Annotated in this window: 16 protein-coding genes; 4 read left to right on the forward strand and 12 right to left on the reverse strand. The window is 41.2% G+C overall.

What is annotated here, in order from left to right; all coding sequences use genetic code 11:
• Window positions 1-118 precede the first annotated feature (118 nt).
• Entirely contained in the window at window positions 119-742 is a 624-nt protein-coding gene (locus SPEA_RS10720) for a YchE family NAAT transporter (protein ID WP_012155281.1), read from the forward strand.
• A 76-nt stretch (window positions 743-818) separates the two neighbouring features.
• Here SPEA_RS10720 and SPEA_RS10725 read toward each other — a convergent pair whose 3' ends face one another.
• The 9 genes from SPEA_RS10725 to SPEA_RS10765 form a co-directional block, all read right to left on the reverse strand.
• Entirely contained in the window at window positions 819-2,153 is a 1,335-nt protein-coding gene (locus SPEA_RS10725) for an anti-phage deoxyguanosine triphosphatase (protein ID WP_012155282.1), read from the reverse strand.
• An 18-nt stretch (window positions 2,154-2,171) separates the two neighbouring features.
• The gene (yfbR, locus tag SPEA_RS10730; protein WP_012155283.1) at window positions 2,172-2,759 is read right to left on the reverse strand and encodes a 5'-deoxynucleotidase; all 588 of its coding nucleotides are present in this window, start codon (window positions 2,757-2,759) and stop codon (window positions 2,172-2,174) included.
• 103 nt (window positions 2,760-2,862) lie between these two features.
• The gene (locus tag SPEA_RS10735; RefSeq protein WP_012155284.1) at window positions 2,863-4,077 is read right to left on the reverse strand and encodes a pyridoxal phosphate-dependent aminotransferase; all 1,215 of its coding nucleotides are present in this window, start codon (window positions 4,075-4,077) and stop codon (window positions 2,863-2,865) included.
• Window positions 4,078-4,412: 335 nt separating this feature from the next.
• Complete coding sequence (gene efp / locus SPEA_RS10740) at window positions 4,413-4,973, reverse strand: elongation factor P (RefSeq protein WP_012155285.1); 561 nt, start codon at window positions 4,971-4,973, stop codon at window positions 4,413-4,415.
• A gap of 44 nt (window positions 4,974-5,017) precedes the next feature.
• Entirely contained in the window at window positions 5,018-6,211 is a 1,194-nt protein-coding gene (earP, locus tag SPEA_RS10745; protein WP_041410924.1) for an elongation factor P maturation arginine rhamnosyltransferase EarP, read from the reverse strand.
• A 145-nt stretch (window positions 6,212-6,356) separates the two neighbouring features.
• Window positions 6,357-6,884 carry a flavodoxin FldA gene (gene fldA / locus SPEA_RS10750; protein WP_012155287.1) on the reverse strand — a complete coding sequence of 176 codons (528 nt, stop codon included), beginning with the start codon at window positions 6,882-6,884 and terminating at the stop codon, window positions 6,357-6,359.
• A 56-nt stretch (window positions 6,885-6,940) separates the two neighbouring features.
• Window positions 6,941-7,213, reverse strand: coding sequence for a LexA regulated protein (gene ybfE / locus SPEA_RS10755; RefSeq protein WP_012155288.1), 273 nt, complete (start codon window positions 7,211-7,213; stop codon window positions 6,941-6,943).
• 11 nt (window positions 7,214-7,224) lie between these two features.
• On the reverse strand, window positions 7,225-7,446 hold the full coding sequence (locus SPEA_RS10760) for a DUF2788 domain-containing protein (RefSeq protein WP_012155289.1): 222 nt from the start codon (window positions 7,444-7,446) through the stop codon (window positions 7,225-7,227).
• 96 nt (window positions 7,447-7,542) lie between these two features.
• Entirely contained in the window at window positions 7,543-8,301 is a 759-nt protein-coding gene (locus SPEA_RS10765) for an alpha/beta fold hydrolase (protein WP_012155290.1), read from the reverse strand.
• A gap of 264 nt (window positions 8,302-8,565) precedes the next feature.
• Between SPEA_RS10765 and seqA the strand changes: the two genes are divergently transcribed.
• Complete coding sequence (seqA, locus tag SPEA_RS10770) at window positions 8,566-9,114, forward strand: replication initiation negative regulator SeqA (protein ID WP_041410925.1); 549 nt, start codon at window positions 8,566-8,568, stop codon at window positions 9,112-9,114.
• Between the two features lie 74 nt (window positions 9,115-9,188).
• On the forward strand, window positions 9,189-10,835 hold the full coding sequence (pgm, locus tag SPEA_RS10775; protein WP_012155292.1) for a phosphoglucomutase (alpha-D-glucose-1,6-bisphosphate-dependent): 1,647 nt from the start codon (window positions 9,189-9,191) through the stop codon (window positions 10,833-10,835).
• A gap of 548 nt (window positions 10,836-11,383) precedes the next feature.
• Here pgm and SPEA_RS10780 read toward each other — a convergent pair.
• From SPEA_RS10780 to SPEA_RS10790, 3 genes are read right to left on the reverse strand one after another with little or no spacing between them, the layout of a single operon-like run.
• Window positions 11,384-11,929, reverse strand: coding sequence for a toll/interleukin-1 receptor domain-containing protein (locus SPEA_RS10780; RefSeq protein WP_041410926.1), 546 nt, complete (start codon window positions 11,927-11,929; stop codon window positions 11,384-11,386).
• 16 nt (window positions 11,930-11,945) lie between these two features.
• Window positions 11,946-12,389 (reverse strand): hypothetical protein, encoded by a 444-nt coding sequence (locus SPEA_RS10785; RefSeq protein WP_049767963.1) that lies wholly within the window; start codon window positions 12,387-12,389, stop codon window positions 11,946-11,948.
• A gap of 2 nt (window positions 12,390-12,391) precedes the next feature.
• Window positions 12,392-13,066: a TIR domain-containing protein gene (locus SPEA_RS10790; protein WP_223296588.1), complete on the reverse strand. Its 675-nt coding sequence runs from the start codon at window positions 13,064-13,066 to the stop codon at window positions 12,392-12,394.
• A 723-nt stretch (window positions 13,067-13,789) separates the two neighbouring features.
• Between SPEA_RS10790 and SPEA_RS22415 the strand changes: the two genes are divergently transcribed.
• On the forward strand, window positions 13,790-14,533 hold the full coding sequence (locus SPEA_RS22415; RefSeq protein WP_012155296.1) for a TIR domain-containing protein: 744 nt from the start codon (window positions 13,790-13,792) through the stop codon (window positions 14,531-14,533).
• The last annotated feature ends 206 nt before the right edge of the window (window positions 14,534-14,739 follow it).

Below are 14,739 nucleotides of genomic sequence, written 5' to 3' on the forward strand. Positions count from 1 at the left end.
TATTCAAAGTTGTGATTTAGGATAGAAAATCTCATTTTTTGTTTTAAGGGCCATGAGTTAGAGTAGCGCCACATTTTTAATGAACAAATAACGCCTTGGGCGTGTTGAGGAAACGACGGTGGATTTAACACTCTATGTTAAATTTTTTCTCGGCTTAATTGCGATAATTAATCCTTTTGGATTATTACCGGTTTTTGTGAGCTTAACTAGCCACCAAACCGAAGCTGAGCGTAACCAGACAGCTAAAGTGGCAAATTTTGCCGTAGTTGTTATTTTGCTAGTAACAATATTTGCGGGTCAGCACATTCTAAACTTGTTTAGTATTTCCTTGTCAGCTTTTAGAATAGCGGGCGGAACCCTGATTGCTATCATTGCGATGTCGATGCTTCAGGGTAAATTAGGTGAAGTTAAGCGTAACAAAGAAGAGGGACGAGAAGCCTCAGCAATGGATTCAGTCGCTGTTGTTCCCTTGGCCTTGCCATTAATGGCAGGTCCTGGTGCGATTAGTTCTGTTATTGTTTCGTCAGCTGAGCATAGTAGTTTAGAAAACCTTATTGGCATGTCAATCGCCATTATTGTGTTTGGTATATTGAGCTTTTTACTGTTTAGAATGGCACCGATAATTTTCAAGCTGCTGGGTAATACTGGCATTAACGTGATCACCCGTTTAATGGGTCTATTAATGTTGTCTATTGGTATTGAAGTGATAGCGGCTGGCGTTAAAGGTTTTTACCCCGGTTAATCGACAACCGGTTTATGATGAATAAAAAAGGCACCTTCGGGTGCCTTTTTTACTTTAGTGCAGAGATTAGAAAAGCTTAAAAATCGCTGTTAAAGTCCATCATAGAGTGTGATTTAGCGCTAAACAGATGTTGGTGTAACCTTGCTGCAAAACCGTCAGTCATACCAGAGATATAATCGGCAATCACTCTGTGACTGTTTTCCCCTAGTCTTTCATGTGCAAGCCAACGTTCTTGTGTATTTAGCGGCAGCAGTCTCTCGGGATCTGAGATAAAAGCCTCAAACAACTCCATTACTATCTGTTGGCCCTTATATTCAAGCATTTGGATCTCAGGTTTGCGGATCACGTATTTATAGACAAACTGCTTCAAGATACTTAATGCTTCATGGAAGGCGGGTTCCAATGCAGCATTATATCTTAACAGCGGTTCTTCAAAGCCATCGACTTCAGTAATAGCTATTGCGGTAACAAAGCCATTGACTAAGGTCCCGATAGCGTCTTTACGCAAATGGTGTTTGGCTGAAAATAGTCTTTGGCTGATAGTAGCAAATTCGTTTTTCAACCATGGGTCATTGCTTTGCGAAAGCGGCAGTGAAACATCTGTATGCCATTGCTGTTCGCTGACAATACCCATTACTATTGCGTCTTCTAAATCATGTACCGCATAGGCAATATCATCGGCCAGTTCCATGATAGAGCAATCTAAGGATTTAAAGCGGGTACGTTTGTGTTTTATGTCTTTAACTACATGACTTGAGAGAAACTTCGCTCTGTCTTGCTGTGAAAGTGGCGCTAATACCCAGTCTAAGATCTCACGATCATCATCAAAGATCCCTTTTACAGGTGGCCATTTTGAGGGCTTAAGTTGTCTGAAATCATCAACCGACTCCTCAGGTGTACCGACGCAGAGGTTAGTATAGGGCGCCGGGTACTTTAATATTCCTAATAAAGTACGACGGCATAGGTTCATGCCAAAATGCTCTGTATAGGGCTCAAGTCGGGTTAATATACGGAAGGTCTGGCCATTGCCCTCGAAACCTCCGTGTTTACGCATCATATAATTGAGCGCCACTTCGCCACCATGACCAAAAGGGGGATGACCTATGTCATGGGCTAAGCACAGAGATTCAATCAGACTCATGGAGTCTAGCAGGGGGTTATGTTGCGGCTGCTTCTGTTTAAGCTGAGCACAAATTCCTGTACCAATTTGCGATACTTCAAGAGAGTGGGTGAGGCGTGTACGATAAAAGTCATTCATCCCAACGCCTAATACTTGGGTTTTGGCCTGAAGACGTCTAAAGGCTGCAGAGTGAAGGATCCGTGCACGGTCGCGCTGATACGGACTTCTATGGTCGTTACGCCTTTGTTTGTCTTCGCCTAAGCGCCTTTCATTCCAAACGGCATCTGTCATATCTATTCCTTCGAAGGCTTAAAGCAGCTTATTGATATCGTCGAGATCTAGGGTGAAGCTTGGAATAAAACATTCAATAAAATAATTGACGGCAGGGTTAGGGTCATTCTTAAGGCTTTGTTCGAGCCGTTTCTGTGCAGTGTTAAATTCAGTATTACCAGCACGTCTTTCTTCAAGGCATTTTAGGTAGGCACACAGGGTGTCTGCAGACTTGACCAATGCCTTGTATTCTTTGTCGGCATGTTCACTGGTGAGTAAGGCTTGATAATCTTCTTTAAACTCTTCAGGTACCATCTCTAGGAGGCGCTGCTCGGCGATGGCTTCAATTTTTTTGTACTCGGCCTCTATCTCTTTATTGAAGTACTTTACTGGGGTTGGCAGATCACCGGTGAGAATTTCACTGGCATCATGAAAAATAGCTATGGTTGCAACTTGATAAGGGTCGTAGTTGCCTTCAAACTTTTTGTTGCTAATTAATGCGAGTGAATGCGCAACCATGGCGACTTGTAGCGAATGCTCTTGAACATTTTCAGTTCTTACATTGTACATCAGCGGCCAGCGTTGAATTAATTTCATTCGTGCTAGATGGGCAAATAGGTGGCTCATCGGATCCCTTTGAAGTTAGGAGTTGAACCCTTTCAGATTAGCATAGTTAGAAAACAAAAAACGACCCTGAGGTCGTTTTATTTTTCTGTGTTTTATTAGTGAGTTACTGCTTATAATTAGCTAAGAAATCACCAAATTCAGATAAGGCTTTGGTTAGTTCTTCTTTGTAAGGCAAAAATACGACACGAACATGATCAGGTTCTGGATAATTAAATGCCGAGCCTTGAACTAATAAGATCTTACGGTCTTTTAGTAAATCAAGCACTAAGCGTTCATCGTCACGCAGGTTAAATTTCTTTTGATCTAACTTAGCAAACGCATATAAAGCACCTTTCGGCGTTTTAACACTGACACCAGGAATAGAGTTGAGCATTTCAACACAGGCATCACGCTGCACGCGTAAACGTCCGCCAGGCTGCACTAACTCTTGAATGCTCTGATAGCCACCCAATGCTGTTTGAATAGCATGCTGACTTGGCACGTTTGCGCACAGACGCATTGATGCCAGCATATCTAAGCCTTCAACATAACTCTTTGCCGCTTTTTTGTTACCAGTTAGCATCATCCATCCCACGCGGAAGCCGGCCGCACGGTAAACCTTTGATAGGCCGTTAAAGGTAACGGTTAAGATGTCATCCGATAGACTTGCAGCAGGAATATGAACAGCTTCATCATACAAGATCTTATCGTAGATTTCGTCGGCGAACAGAATCATATCGTTTTGACGACAAAGCTCGATCACTTCAAGGATCAGTTCCTTGGAGTAAACTGCTCCTGTTGGATTATTCGGGTTAATCAACACAAGACCGCGAGTTCTTGGGGTAATTTTGCTTTTAATATCTTCAAGATCTGGGAACCAATCTGATTCTTCATCACAACGGTAATGCTGTGCTTTACCGCCAGACAGGTGCACAGCTGCAGTCCATAAAGGGTAGTCAGGTGAAGGAACCAAAACTTCATCACCACTATTCAGTAGACCTTGCATAGCCATAACAATAAGCTCAGATACACCATTACCGATATAGATGTCTTCAATATCGACACCGAAGATCCCCTGAGACTGGTAATGTTGCACGATCGCTTTACGCGCAGAAAACAGACCTTTCGACTCACAGTAGCCTTGCGCGCTCGGTAGATTTAAAATTACATCTCGCACGATCTCTTCTGGTGCCTCAAATCCAAATGGGGCTGGGTTACCAATATTCAGTTTAAGAATACGGTGACCTTCATCTTCAAGACGACGGGCTTCTTTATGTACTGGACCACGAATGTCGTAACATACAGAATCTAATTTGTTGGATTTGATAATAGGGCGCATCTACACCTCGAAAATGCTGAAAATACGAGTCAAACACTTCTTTGACTTTGTTGCTGGCACAATAGCTAAATTCAAAGAACAAATAAAGGATTAATTCACTGATTCGAGTGGATTTAAAAGAGGATCGGTCTATTAGGGGCGGCATTTGATGATGGTTTTAGTGTTTAATGCTGCTAGTGTGTTCTGGTGCAGTCGTTAGTATGGCTGTTTGTGCATTCTTACTGTTTAAAGACTAAATCTATTATTTGCTATCTGGATCGATTTTTTTAGTCATCACTAATGCAGCAATAAAAAAGCCAGCATATTTGCTGGCTTTGTAAAGCGGCTTTAAAAGATTAAACGCGCTTTTTGAACTCGTTAGTACGAGTGTCAATTTCAATCATGTCGCCAGTTTTAACGAAGTCTGCAACACTTAGCGTGCCGCCACCAGTGATGGTAGCTGGCTTCATTACTTTACCTGAAGTATCACCACGAGCTGAAGGCTCAGTGTATGTTACTTCACGTACAACTGAAGTTGGTAGTTCAACTGAAATTGCTTTGCCTTCGTAGAAAGTTACTTGGCAATTCTCTTCCATACCGTCAACGATGTATGCAGCTGCATCACCTAGGTTTTCAGCTTCAACATCATACTGGTTGTATTCAGCATCCATGAATACGTACATAGGATCAGCGAAGTATGAATAAGTACAATCTAGACGCTCTAGAATAATATCTTCCATCTTGTCTTCACCTTTGAAGGTGCTTTCAGTAGAAGAGTCTTGTAGAACGTGCTTAAGCTTTAATTTAACGATAGCAGCGTTACGGCCAGAACGAGTTGTTTCAGTTTTTTGAACAACCCATGGGCTGCCATCTAACATGATCACGTTACCAGGACGGAGTTCATGAGCAGTTTTCATTACACTATTTCCTATTTTAGGTTTTTCTATTTAAACGTAGTATCTTAGCTATTTTTGACGAATTGAACTAGTCGAGAAACAAGATCTACATCATTTATTGCATCGATTGGCCATTGCTTTGCGTGTTGCTGCAATGGCAAATCAGCTAAATTAAGTTGTTGCCAGTATTCACAAGTCAGTGCCGCTTGCTCTTGATTGAAGGCAAGATTAAGCCCTTTCCAGCTCATCGCTAATTCTGACGGCAGATTATTACAGTAAAGCTGCATAAAGGCATCTAATTTTATTAGATGATAGTCCTCTTCTTGCTCATATATGTGCCAAATGAACGGTTTTGCAGCCCATTGAGCCCTTAAAAATGAATCTTCGCCGCGTACAATATTAAAATCACAGCTCCAGAGGAGCTTGTCATAGCCCTCTTGATCTGTCATCGGCAAGATATGAATGACCAAGTTACCGAAAGCAATTTGCATTCCGGGCGTCAATTCATCAATGGAGCAGGGGAGAATCGATTGTAAGCTATTGAGGCTTCTGCCCTTAGGGATTAACGCGTGAGTCTTGGTGTCATTTGCTTGCCAATGCTGGCAAAGGGCTAATAACGCACTAGATTCATAGCTAAACACACTAATTACCGTATCGGTCTCGTCAATACCCGTTAGCCCTAATGATTTAAACAAATTTTGACGGTTTTGTGTATCAAGTTGCCAATGTTCTCTATCTGTGAAAAGCGTCTTCTCGCAGATAAGTCCGCCAGTTTTATCGCTAAATCCAGGGAAATAAAAATACTTCTTAATTCCGCTTGCCTGCATTGAGGGCAATCCATGGCATCCTTCGACCCATGACTCAGCACTGAGATATTCCAGGTTTAACCAAACCGGTGGCTTTTTATTTTTACTGTTATCGAAATAAGCTTGCTTAGCCGTTACTAGCTGTTGCTTTACCTGTGCGGGTAATTCACATGCAAAGGCTTCAATAAGTACGTCACCTACTTTATAGTCGATTTTTAAAGGCTCTGACCATTGATTTATTTTGATGCCACAATGACTTTGAGTCACTTGGTTTGGATCCAAGTGCGGCAAAATGTGCTGAAAACTGTTTAAATCATCGACCCAAAGTGTGACGTTGATTTTCTGCTCTGCGGATAACTGTTTAGCAAGGCGCCATGTAACACCTATGTCACCGTAATTGTCGACGACAGCGCAAAATATATCCCAATTTTGCTCTGAGTTTTGACTTGTCATATTTTCAATGCTTACTGTCATAACCGATATCAGCTTTTTGATTAACCAAGATTTGCTGTTTATTTTTGAGACAAAAAAGCGGCATATTATAATGCCGCTTTTACAAGAAGTTCAGCAAAGCCAAATTTGGCTTTCAAGTTAACTTCTAGTCTTCTAATTCAGCTAAACACATCTCTTCGTGGATCTGCTTAACCCATGCGTCAACACGTTCTTCAGTTAGCTCAGGTTGACGATCTTCGTCGATACCTAATCCAACAAAGTGTTTGTCGTCTGCTAAGCCTTTTGACTCTTCGAAATCATAGCCTTCGGTTGGCCAGTGACCAATTACGATAGCGCCACGAGCTTCAACGATTTCGTTGACCATGCCCATCGCATCAAGGAAATACTCAGCGTAATCCTCTTGATCGCCACAACCAAAGATTGCGACTAACTTGTCTTCGAAGTTGATCTGCTCAAGTTCAGGGAAAAAGTCATCCCAGTCACATTGTGCTTCACCGTAATACCAAGTTGGAATGCCGAAAATTAGCAGATCGTAATCTGCAATTTGCTCCTTGGTACTTTTGGCGATATCTTTCACCTCAACCATTTTTTTGCCCAGTTTCTTCTGGATCATTTTGGCGACGGCTTCGGTGTTGCCTGTATCAGACCCGAAAAAAAGACCTACAGTTGCCATTGTTGTTCCTTTAATATCTAGTTAACTATTAATGGTATGCGTGTATTTAAAGTGGATTAGTTACTAACCAGCTTTTGCAGTATAGATTCGATTAGTTGGCTGCGGCTGATATTACTGGCCAAAGCTTGTTCATTCAAGGCGTCATACAAATCTTGTGACACCTTTAACTCTATTCGTTTTAATCCGTTCGCTCGATCACGCTGAATTTGGTTTCTTTTATTAATTTTGAGCTGTTGGTCCCGTGGCAAAGGATTGCTGCGGGGCCTACCACGTCGCTTTTCTGTTGCGAACAGATCAATGGTGGTTCTATCTGATGTTTCTTTTGCCATTGAGTTCGTATTTACCCGATGCCTGAGCCTTCCCAGGTCATCTGTATAATCCCTTTTGCAATAAACCCGGCACAGCCGAGAAATAAAACGAGCCAAACGATGTTACGTCCAAACTTAGGTACATTGCCCTGTTTGAGTACATCTCGAATGGCCATACCAATAAAAAAGAAAATGGCTGCAAAAAACAGGTTTAAGCCAAGCGACTCAATCTGCTCCATATATTGCATTAGCATTTGCCATTCCTTTCTAGGCCAAAAAAGTTGCGCGAATATACCATATAAGTTTTCGAGCGGCTATATGCTTTATGCCTTTCTGGCGTGAAATGTGGTTCAATCGGCGGTTATAAAATCTTTAACTATTCGGTTGAATATGGCTGGTTTTTGCGCATGCAACCAATGACCTGTTCCCTCGATAGTTTTTGCTTTAACCGTTGGAAACTGAATCATGATAGCTTGCCTATGCTCTGCGGTAACATAATCGGAATCACCACCACGAACAAATAGACAGGGGCCTTGGTAATTACCTGAAAAGGTCGGCCAATCAATAATATCTGCGTAGCTTGCTTTAAGTCCCTCTAGGTTCATTTTCCAGCTGAAACCTTGCTCTGCACGTGTCAGAGACTTTAATAAAAACTGTGCAGTACCGTCATCAACACCACATGATTGCATATGAGCAAGAGCTTGGCGGCGATCTTTTAGATCGTTTAATGGCATAGACTCTAACGCGGCAAAAACTTTGTCGTGACGACTTTGGTAGGCAACTGGCGCAATATCGGCTACAACCAGTTTACTGACCAAGTGGGGATAATTGAGTGCAGTAGCCATGGCTATCTTGCCGCCCATGGAGTGACCAATCAAAATAGCTTCTTTACAGTCAAGTTCTCTAATCAATTTCGCCATTGCATCAGCGAGTGATTCATAGCACATGCTGGCAACCTGAGGGCTACAGCCATGATTGAGTACATCAATGCGAACAACAGTAAATTGCTCCTCGAGTTCTTTGCCTAAAGCCTTGAGGTTATCAAGATCCCCAAATAAACCATGAATGAGGATAACTACTGGACCTTGGCCACTGATCACATGATGCATTGTCTTTCCGATTACTTGAGTCGATTGGCGCAGATTGTGCCTCGGATTAGGATAAATTCCAACAATGGGCGGGTAAATCGGTGTTTACTGCTGAAAAAGTAAACATAGTTTGCGATCTTTCCTCTCTGGATCGCAGTTTTCATTTAATGACGCTTTATCAAGGCCCTAAACCTCGCTACACTGAGCTGATAATTCGGGATAGTTATGCGATCTTTTGCATTTAAGAACACCGATCCGCGTTTCTACTTAAGGAAGATAACCGTTATGAAATATATCGAAGTTGATGAAGAGCTTTATCGACACATCGCCAGCAAGACTGAACATATTGGCGAGAGCGCTTCGGATATTTTGCGCCGTATATTGGGATTAGAAGTTGAATCAGTGGTTCAAGCTGCACCTGAAGAGATTAGTCATCCTAGCCTTGAAGAGTCTTCACCTAAGCCTATAAAAGTGACAAAATTGGCAGCTAAGCCAGTTTCTGATTTTAGCAATTTGATTGATGCCGATGCGTTAGCTGCGCAAAAAGGCGCTGTCGGTCGTTTTCTATTCATTCTAGACACAGTTTATAGAGCATCGACTAAACAGTTTGAGCAGGTATTACAAATTCAAGGCCGTGACCGTTTGTATTTTGCAACGTCGAAAGACGCACTGCTAAAAGCCAGTAAGTCAGCTAATCCAAAAGAGATTGGCCGCAGTGGTTTTTGGGTGACGACCAACAATAATACCGCGAAGAAGCGCACTATACTTTCGGAAGTGTTGCTGCAGTTTGGTACTGATGAATCGCAAGTTGCCGATATCATAGAAAGAATTTAACGATATAAAGCGTTAACGTAAAATATATAGACTTACCATTTATGAATTCATAAAGGTAATAGAAGGAGAGGGACTTGGCTATACATAAGAGAGCAGGATTGATTGCTGAGCAAAAGGATTTGGTCAATATCCCAAAACTCGTTAGCCTGTATTATTGCTTAACGCCCGATGTGGAAAATGTGAGTCAAAAGGTCACTTTTGGTACCTCGGGCCATCGTGGTAGTGCTGCACAAAGAAGTTTTAATGAAGCGCATATTATTGCTATCGCACAAGCCGTTGCAGACTATCGTAAGCAAGCCAATATCACGGGTAAGTTGATATTGGGCATAGATACGCATGCATTATCACAACCTGCTGCAATGTCGGTTATAGAAGTATTAGTCGCTAACCAAGTGAGTGTGGTTGTACATCAAAATGACGGTTTTACACCCACTCCTGTGGTTTCTCACGCCATTATTAGTGCCAACTTAGGTAAAAGTGATACTGATGAGTTAGTGGATGGTCTTATTGTTACGCCTTCGCACAATCCACCACAAGATGGCGGTATTAAATATAACCCACCACATGGCGGCCCGGCGGAAGGTGAGATCACCACTTGGATCCAAGACAAAGCCAATCAATATTTGGCCAATGATTTAGCCGGTGTAAAGCGCATTAGTTACAGTGAAGCGCTTAGCAGTGACTACCTTATCGATGAAGACTTTATCACGCCTTATATCACCGACTTAAATCGTGTTATCAATATGCAAGCGATTGCAGACGCTAAGATCCGTTTGGGCGTCGACCCTCTGGGTGGTTCGGGCGTCCACTACTGGGCACCAATTGCAAAGCATTACGGTATAGATATCACGGTACTTAATACTCATGTCGATCCAAGTTTCAGTTTTATGCCGCTAGATAAGGACGGTAAGATCCGTATGGATTGCTCGTCACCTTATGCAATGGCTGGACTGCTAGAGCATAAAGATAGCTTTGATCTTTGCTTGGGTAATGACCCAGATTTTGATCGTCATGGTATCGTCTGTCCAGGTAGCGGCCTGATGAATCCAAATCATTTCCTTGCTGTCGCAATCGACTATTTGGTAACCCATCGTCCACAATGGACAGAGCAGATGGTGATCGGTAAGACGCTGGTATCGAGTGCGATGATCGATAAAGTCTGTCAGATGCATAATAAACCGATGTCAGAGGTGCCAGTCGGCTTTAAATGGTTTGTCGATGGGCTTGCTAATAGTGAGTTTGCCTTTGGCGGTGAAGAAAGTGCCGGTGCAGCCTTTTTAAGGCTCGATGGCAGCACTTGGTGTACCGATAAAGATGGCTTTATTTTGTGTCTACTAGCGGCTGAAATTCTTGCTGTTACCGGAAAAACACCTCAGCAAAGATACGATGAACTCGAAGCACAATTTGGTAAGAGTTTTTACCAGCGCATAGACAGTCCTGTGAGCCTTGAGGATAAAGCTAAGTTTTCCAGAATTGAAGCCGATTCGATTCACACAGAGACACTAGCGGGCGATGAAATATTGCAGAAGTTGACTCATGCTCCAGGTAACAATGCGGCTATCGGTGGCATTAAAGTTGTGACAGAAAATGGCTGGTTCGCTGCTCGACCATCTGGTACAGAGGCGCTATTTAAGCTTTATGGTGAAAGTTTTGTTAGCCAAGAGCATCTTACTTGCTTACTAAAAGAAGCTCAGCAGATTGTGGCTGCTGCATTAAGATAAATGGATCGTTTGTTATAAGAGTTAAGTATCAAACACCGCAGGCACCTTTGATAGCTTGAGCATATAGTTAAACATTTAGTTGAGCATATAGCTTGAAATCCTTGCAGCATAAGGGATTGTGAAATCTTCGGCGCACACATCGCAACTGTTAGCAGATCACAATAAGAAGCCCCAATTTTGGGGCTTTTTCATTTGATTTAAGCCTGCAGCTGAATGCGCTAATAAGCGAGAGCTAGGGATAGCGAACTGGCCGTTAAACACGGAAGTTATTGGAAACAGAGCACAAAGAAAGGCCGCAGTTCAAGCCCTTTGCAGTCTTTATTCTTTACCTTCGTGTTCTTCTTGAAAACGCAGCGCTTCGTGGTGAGGTTAGTGCTTTTTTAAAAGTATGCTTATACAACATGATCGCTTGATGAGCACTGATACTTTCACCGTTCGCTAACACATTTTTGGACAGAAACGATTTAGAGCTAAGGCACTAAAGGTGGGCGTTTGGATTAGGATATTTAGGTCAACAGACATGAACAGCTCATTAGGTGCATTTAGCACTAAGCCAGCCATTCACTTAATTTAGTAGCTGTGTTTGTATGCTGATCGTATACCATCCATAAAGATTTTTGTTCACCTTTCATTTTTCCCCACACTATATGCCTATACAATCCCAAATACTCTTGCTGCGCCCAAGACTGTTCATAGTTGAATGTTGCTGCCGGCAATAAAGCTACATTATTAGTTGATAAACTCTCATCAGCTATACCAAGCTCCCACGGAACCCACTTTGAATCCTTACTGTTTGTAGTAACAAATACTATAAGTTTACGGCTGACTTTAATTTGATTTTTCAATATTGCCGCTGTTTCAGGGTTTGGATTATCAGGGAGCCTATTATCTCCTAAATCACAATATACGGATGCCCCGTGACTTTCTAAAAGATTAATTACTCCGGGTAAATACTCAGCATCTTTTGATGAATGAGACAAGAACGTATCTTTGTTACTCTTTGCTGAAGAATTGGATTTAAGTACGGCCCTTTCATTAAGCGTTAACTTATCATTAAACCTTTTAAGATCTTCAAATGTTGTAAAATTTACCATGTGACTCTTATAACTCCTAACCGATGGCTACTGTTTTTGTGACAAAGATTAAGACAGCAAGAGATAAGTAAAAACCCCAAACTGAAAAGGACTTCAAAGACTCCCATTGTAAGTATGAAAGATTCCCTTTGGGGGCAACACTATATAAATCAGTCTCCGTAAGAACTTTAGAGTGAAGCTTGGCAATAAAGTCGTTATATGAGTTTCTAAATGCTTTCTCTAAAGCCAAGTAATACGCATCTAAAGCGGCAAAAACTACTGTAGGTAACATAGCAATATATGCATACTCAGGTTTTCCTTTATCTGCAACAATAACAAGCACTGCTGCGACTAAAGTTACACACCATGCTTTGCTAGAAGAACTATTTACTGCCATACGTTGAATCACATTTTGTAATATGCCCAAATGGGTTTGTATAGATGGTGATGCTGGGTCAATATTTACGACTGGATCTTCCATATTTAATTTGCCTTATTAGATATAGCGTGACTAATCCAATTGGACATGTTTTCTGCTATATCACCATATGCATTGATAGAGTTAGGATCATAACAAGGAACATAGTCTGATATTTTTTTACCATTTGCGAATTTAATCTGATCAAACGGATTTTCACCTTTACGACTAGTACCATTTCTAGGGCATTTAATATTGTGTATATAAATACCTAAAATAGCTTTCCCATCATTCCATGCTTTAATTATTTCGTGTTCAACCCAAGGTCTGCCCGCTGTCTCGCTACCGATCAAAACTATGATACATCGTTTGTATTTCATGTTTTGATCTATCCAATTTTCTACAGATTTTTTACCTGTTCGTTTTAATGTTTCCCATTCATTTGGTGTGGTTGGCGCATTTCCTTCAATCGAACCAATATTTCTTATTTGTTGAACTCTCATAGCATCATTTCCGAAATGAAAGCTATAAAAAACAGGTGTTTTTGCCATTTTTCTGTCCTTGTTATTTGATGACATTCCAGTTAAACCACCGATTATACTACCTCCGACAATTCCTCCTATACCTGGAAATATTATATTTCCGGCAATGGCTCCAACGACTACAGGAAATGCAGTTTTGACGTTGAAGTTATCGGTATCCTTATTGAATTCTTTTTTCGGTGCCTTTAATTTACTCACGACTTAAATAAAACTCCATATGCAGCTATAGACAGGTATCTCCATGAATGGGTCTGTTATAACGGTTATTGTTGATTATGTCTAACAATGGCGTATTTGAAATAACTCGACTTACACATCCGTAATCATTGTCAAGTCGAAGCTTCACCAGTGAAACTTTTTGAGCAGACAGAAGATCATTTAGGCTCTTTGTTCTAGGAGCTCATCTCCAACGGTTGGTCAAAATAACCCTGCTACTTATGAGTTTTTTATTCGTCATCGTTTACATTCTACTAGTTTAATTTACAGTGCCTAGAAAGAAGTAGGATCAGGATAGACTTATGCCAGGAAAAACTAAAAGGAAATTTGTGGGCGAAACCATTAAGTACAAGAAGTGTTACCGAGGGCCAATTCTTAAAGTTATGGCAACAATGCCATACGAATACGACCCTGAAGCTTTGTTGCAGAAGTTTCAGAAGTTTTATCCCAAGAAGTGGAAGGAGTTAAATGAACGCTACAAACAGTACCAAGGTCTCGACGAATTTTTAGTCAGATGTGGAAAAAAGCGAAGATATAAACACCTTAGTCCTCCAAATTTTTTCAAAAGCCTGCCAATTGTCAAAAGTGTATGCTCTGATAAATACAAGCAGCAGCGACAAGCTACTTTCAACGAAGAGTCTATTGCAAAGGCGGAGGAGAGCATGACAAATACCATTAATTCACTCCAACCTTCCCCCCCCTCTAATGCAAGAGGTAGACCCTTATTACCTAGAGGTTTACATTGCTGCATATCACAAACGCGGTTCAACACACAGTGAAAAGCTTGAAATCATAAGCGAGTTGCGAAAATTTAACACAGAAAGAACGCAACTATTCTTCCAAAAATTGAATAGCTCTGAAAGAAATAATCACATTAGAAATATCGCATTTAAACATCTACAAGAACTAGGTGCTTTTGTTCGCAAACGTAAAGGGTTTAAAGGTAAGAAAAAACAATACCACTTGGAAAAAGTCAATTTTGAAGTAACACCCCAGGACCTAGCCAAGCTCCTTAGTTCAAATAGCTTACAGAGTAAGAAAACCTTTGATTGTTTTGTATCACATAGCTATAAAGATAGTCTGCTAATTAGTGACTTGAAACAACAACTGAACAAGCATGACATTCATATTTACTATGATTGGAGTAGCGATAATGATTTTTTAAAACGAGAGCTTACGAGTGAGTTCACCAAAATTGTGCTTAAAGAAAGAATCAAACAATCGCGTAGATTTCTCTTTGTCCAGACCAATAATTCTGTGTCTGAAAGACTCGAAGTTAAGTCTCTTTGGGTACAAATGGAACTAGATTACGCCGTTGAAATTGGTAAAGAAATACACTGCTTAAATTTGACTGAATTTCCATCTCTTTTTAGTGCGCTAGAGCTTCAAAACGATAACACAGAGCTAACTAAAAGTTCTGTAAGCTTCATTAAAACTTCTATCAAATAAAATGGTAACTCTATACGCACTCGTCAGCGATTCAGGGGCTGATCTTGTACCAGCCTATCTATTAAAGAAGGGTCTGTTCTCCGATTCATCCATTTGTCTCGCCAACTAGTAATGGGGCATGAGCGTGCCAGCAACATTTCACTGGCACGTACCTGGACAAAGGTGAGCTAGATTATTTGCTCTATCTCACCAGATAGAGATTACTA

Source organism: Shewanella pealeana ATCC 700345 (genome assembly GCF_000018285.1).
Taxonomy (GTDB): domain Bacteria; phylum Pseudomonadota; class Gammaproteobacteria; order Enterobacterales; family Shewanellaceae; genus Shewanella; species Shewanella pealeana.

What these genes read in the sequence shown, in the direction of transcription:
- fldA (WP_012155287.1), bottom strand. Translation starts at nt 6,884, where the DNA reads ATGGCAACTGTAGGTCTTTTTTTCGGGTCTGATACAGGCAACACCGAA.
- ybfE (WP_012155288.1), bottom strand. Translation starts at nt 7,213, where the DNA reads ATGGCAAAAGAAACATCAGATAGAACCACCATTGATCTGTTCGCAACA.
- SPEA_RS10785 (WP_049767963.1), bottom strand. Translation starts at nt 12,389, where the DNA reads ATGGAAGATCCAGTCGTAAATATTGACCCAGCATCACCATCTATACAA.
- efp (WP_012155285.1), bottom strand. Translation starts at nt 4,973, where the DNA reads ATGAAAACTGCTCATGAACTCCGTCCTGGTAACGTGATCATGTTAGAT.
- SPEA_RS22415 (WP_012155296.1), top strand. Translation starts at nt 13,790, where the DNA reads ATGCAAGAGGTAGACCCTTATTACCTAGAGGTTTACATTGCTGCATAT.
- SPEA_RS10725 (WP_012155282.1), bottom strand. Translation starts at nt 2,153, where the DNA reads ATGACAGATGCCGTTTGGAATGAAAGGCGCTTAGGCGAAGACAAACAA.
- SPEA_RS10735 (WP_012155284.1), bottom strand. Translation starts at nt 4,077, where the DNA reads ATGCGCCCTATTATCAAATCCAACAAATTAGATTCTGTATGTTACGAC.
- SPEA_RS10780 (WP_041410926.1), bottom strand. Translation starts at nt 11,929, where the DNA reads ATGGTAAATTTTACAACATTTGAAGATCTTAAAAGGTTTAATGATAAG.
- SPEA_RS10765 (WP_012155290.1), bottom strand. Translation starts at nt 8,301, where the DNA reads ATGCATCATGTGATCAGTGGCCAAGGTCCAGTAGTTATCCTCATTCAT.
- seqA (WP_041410925.1), top strand. Translation starts at nt 8,566, where the DNA reads ATGAAATATATCGAAGTTGATGAAGAGCTTTATCGACACATCGCCAGC.
- earP (WP_041410924.1), bottom strand. Translation starts at nt 6,211, where the DNA reads ATGACAAGTCAAAACTCAGAGCAAAATTGGGATATATTTTGCGCTGTC.
- yfbR (WP_012155283.1), bottom strand. Translation starts at nt 2,759, where the DNA reads ATGAGCCACCTATTTGCCCATCTAGCACGAATGAAATTAATTCAACGC.
- SPEA_RS10760 (WP_012155289.1), bottom strand. Translation starts at nt 7,446, where the DNA reads ATGCTAATGCAATATATGGAGCAGATTGAGTCGCTTGGCTTAAACCTG.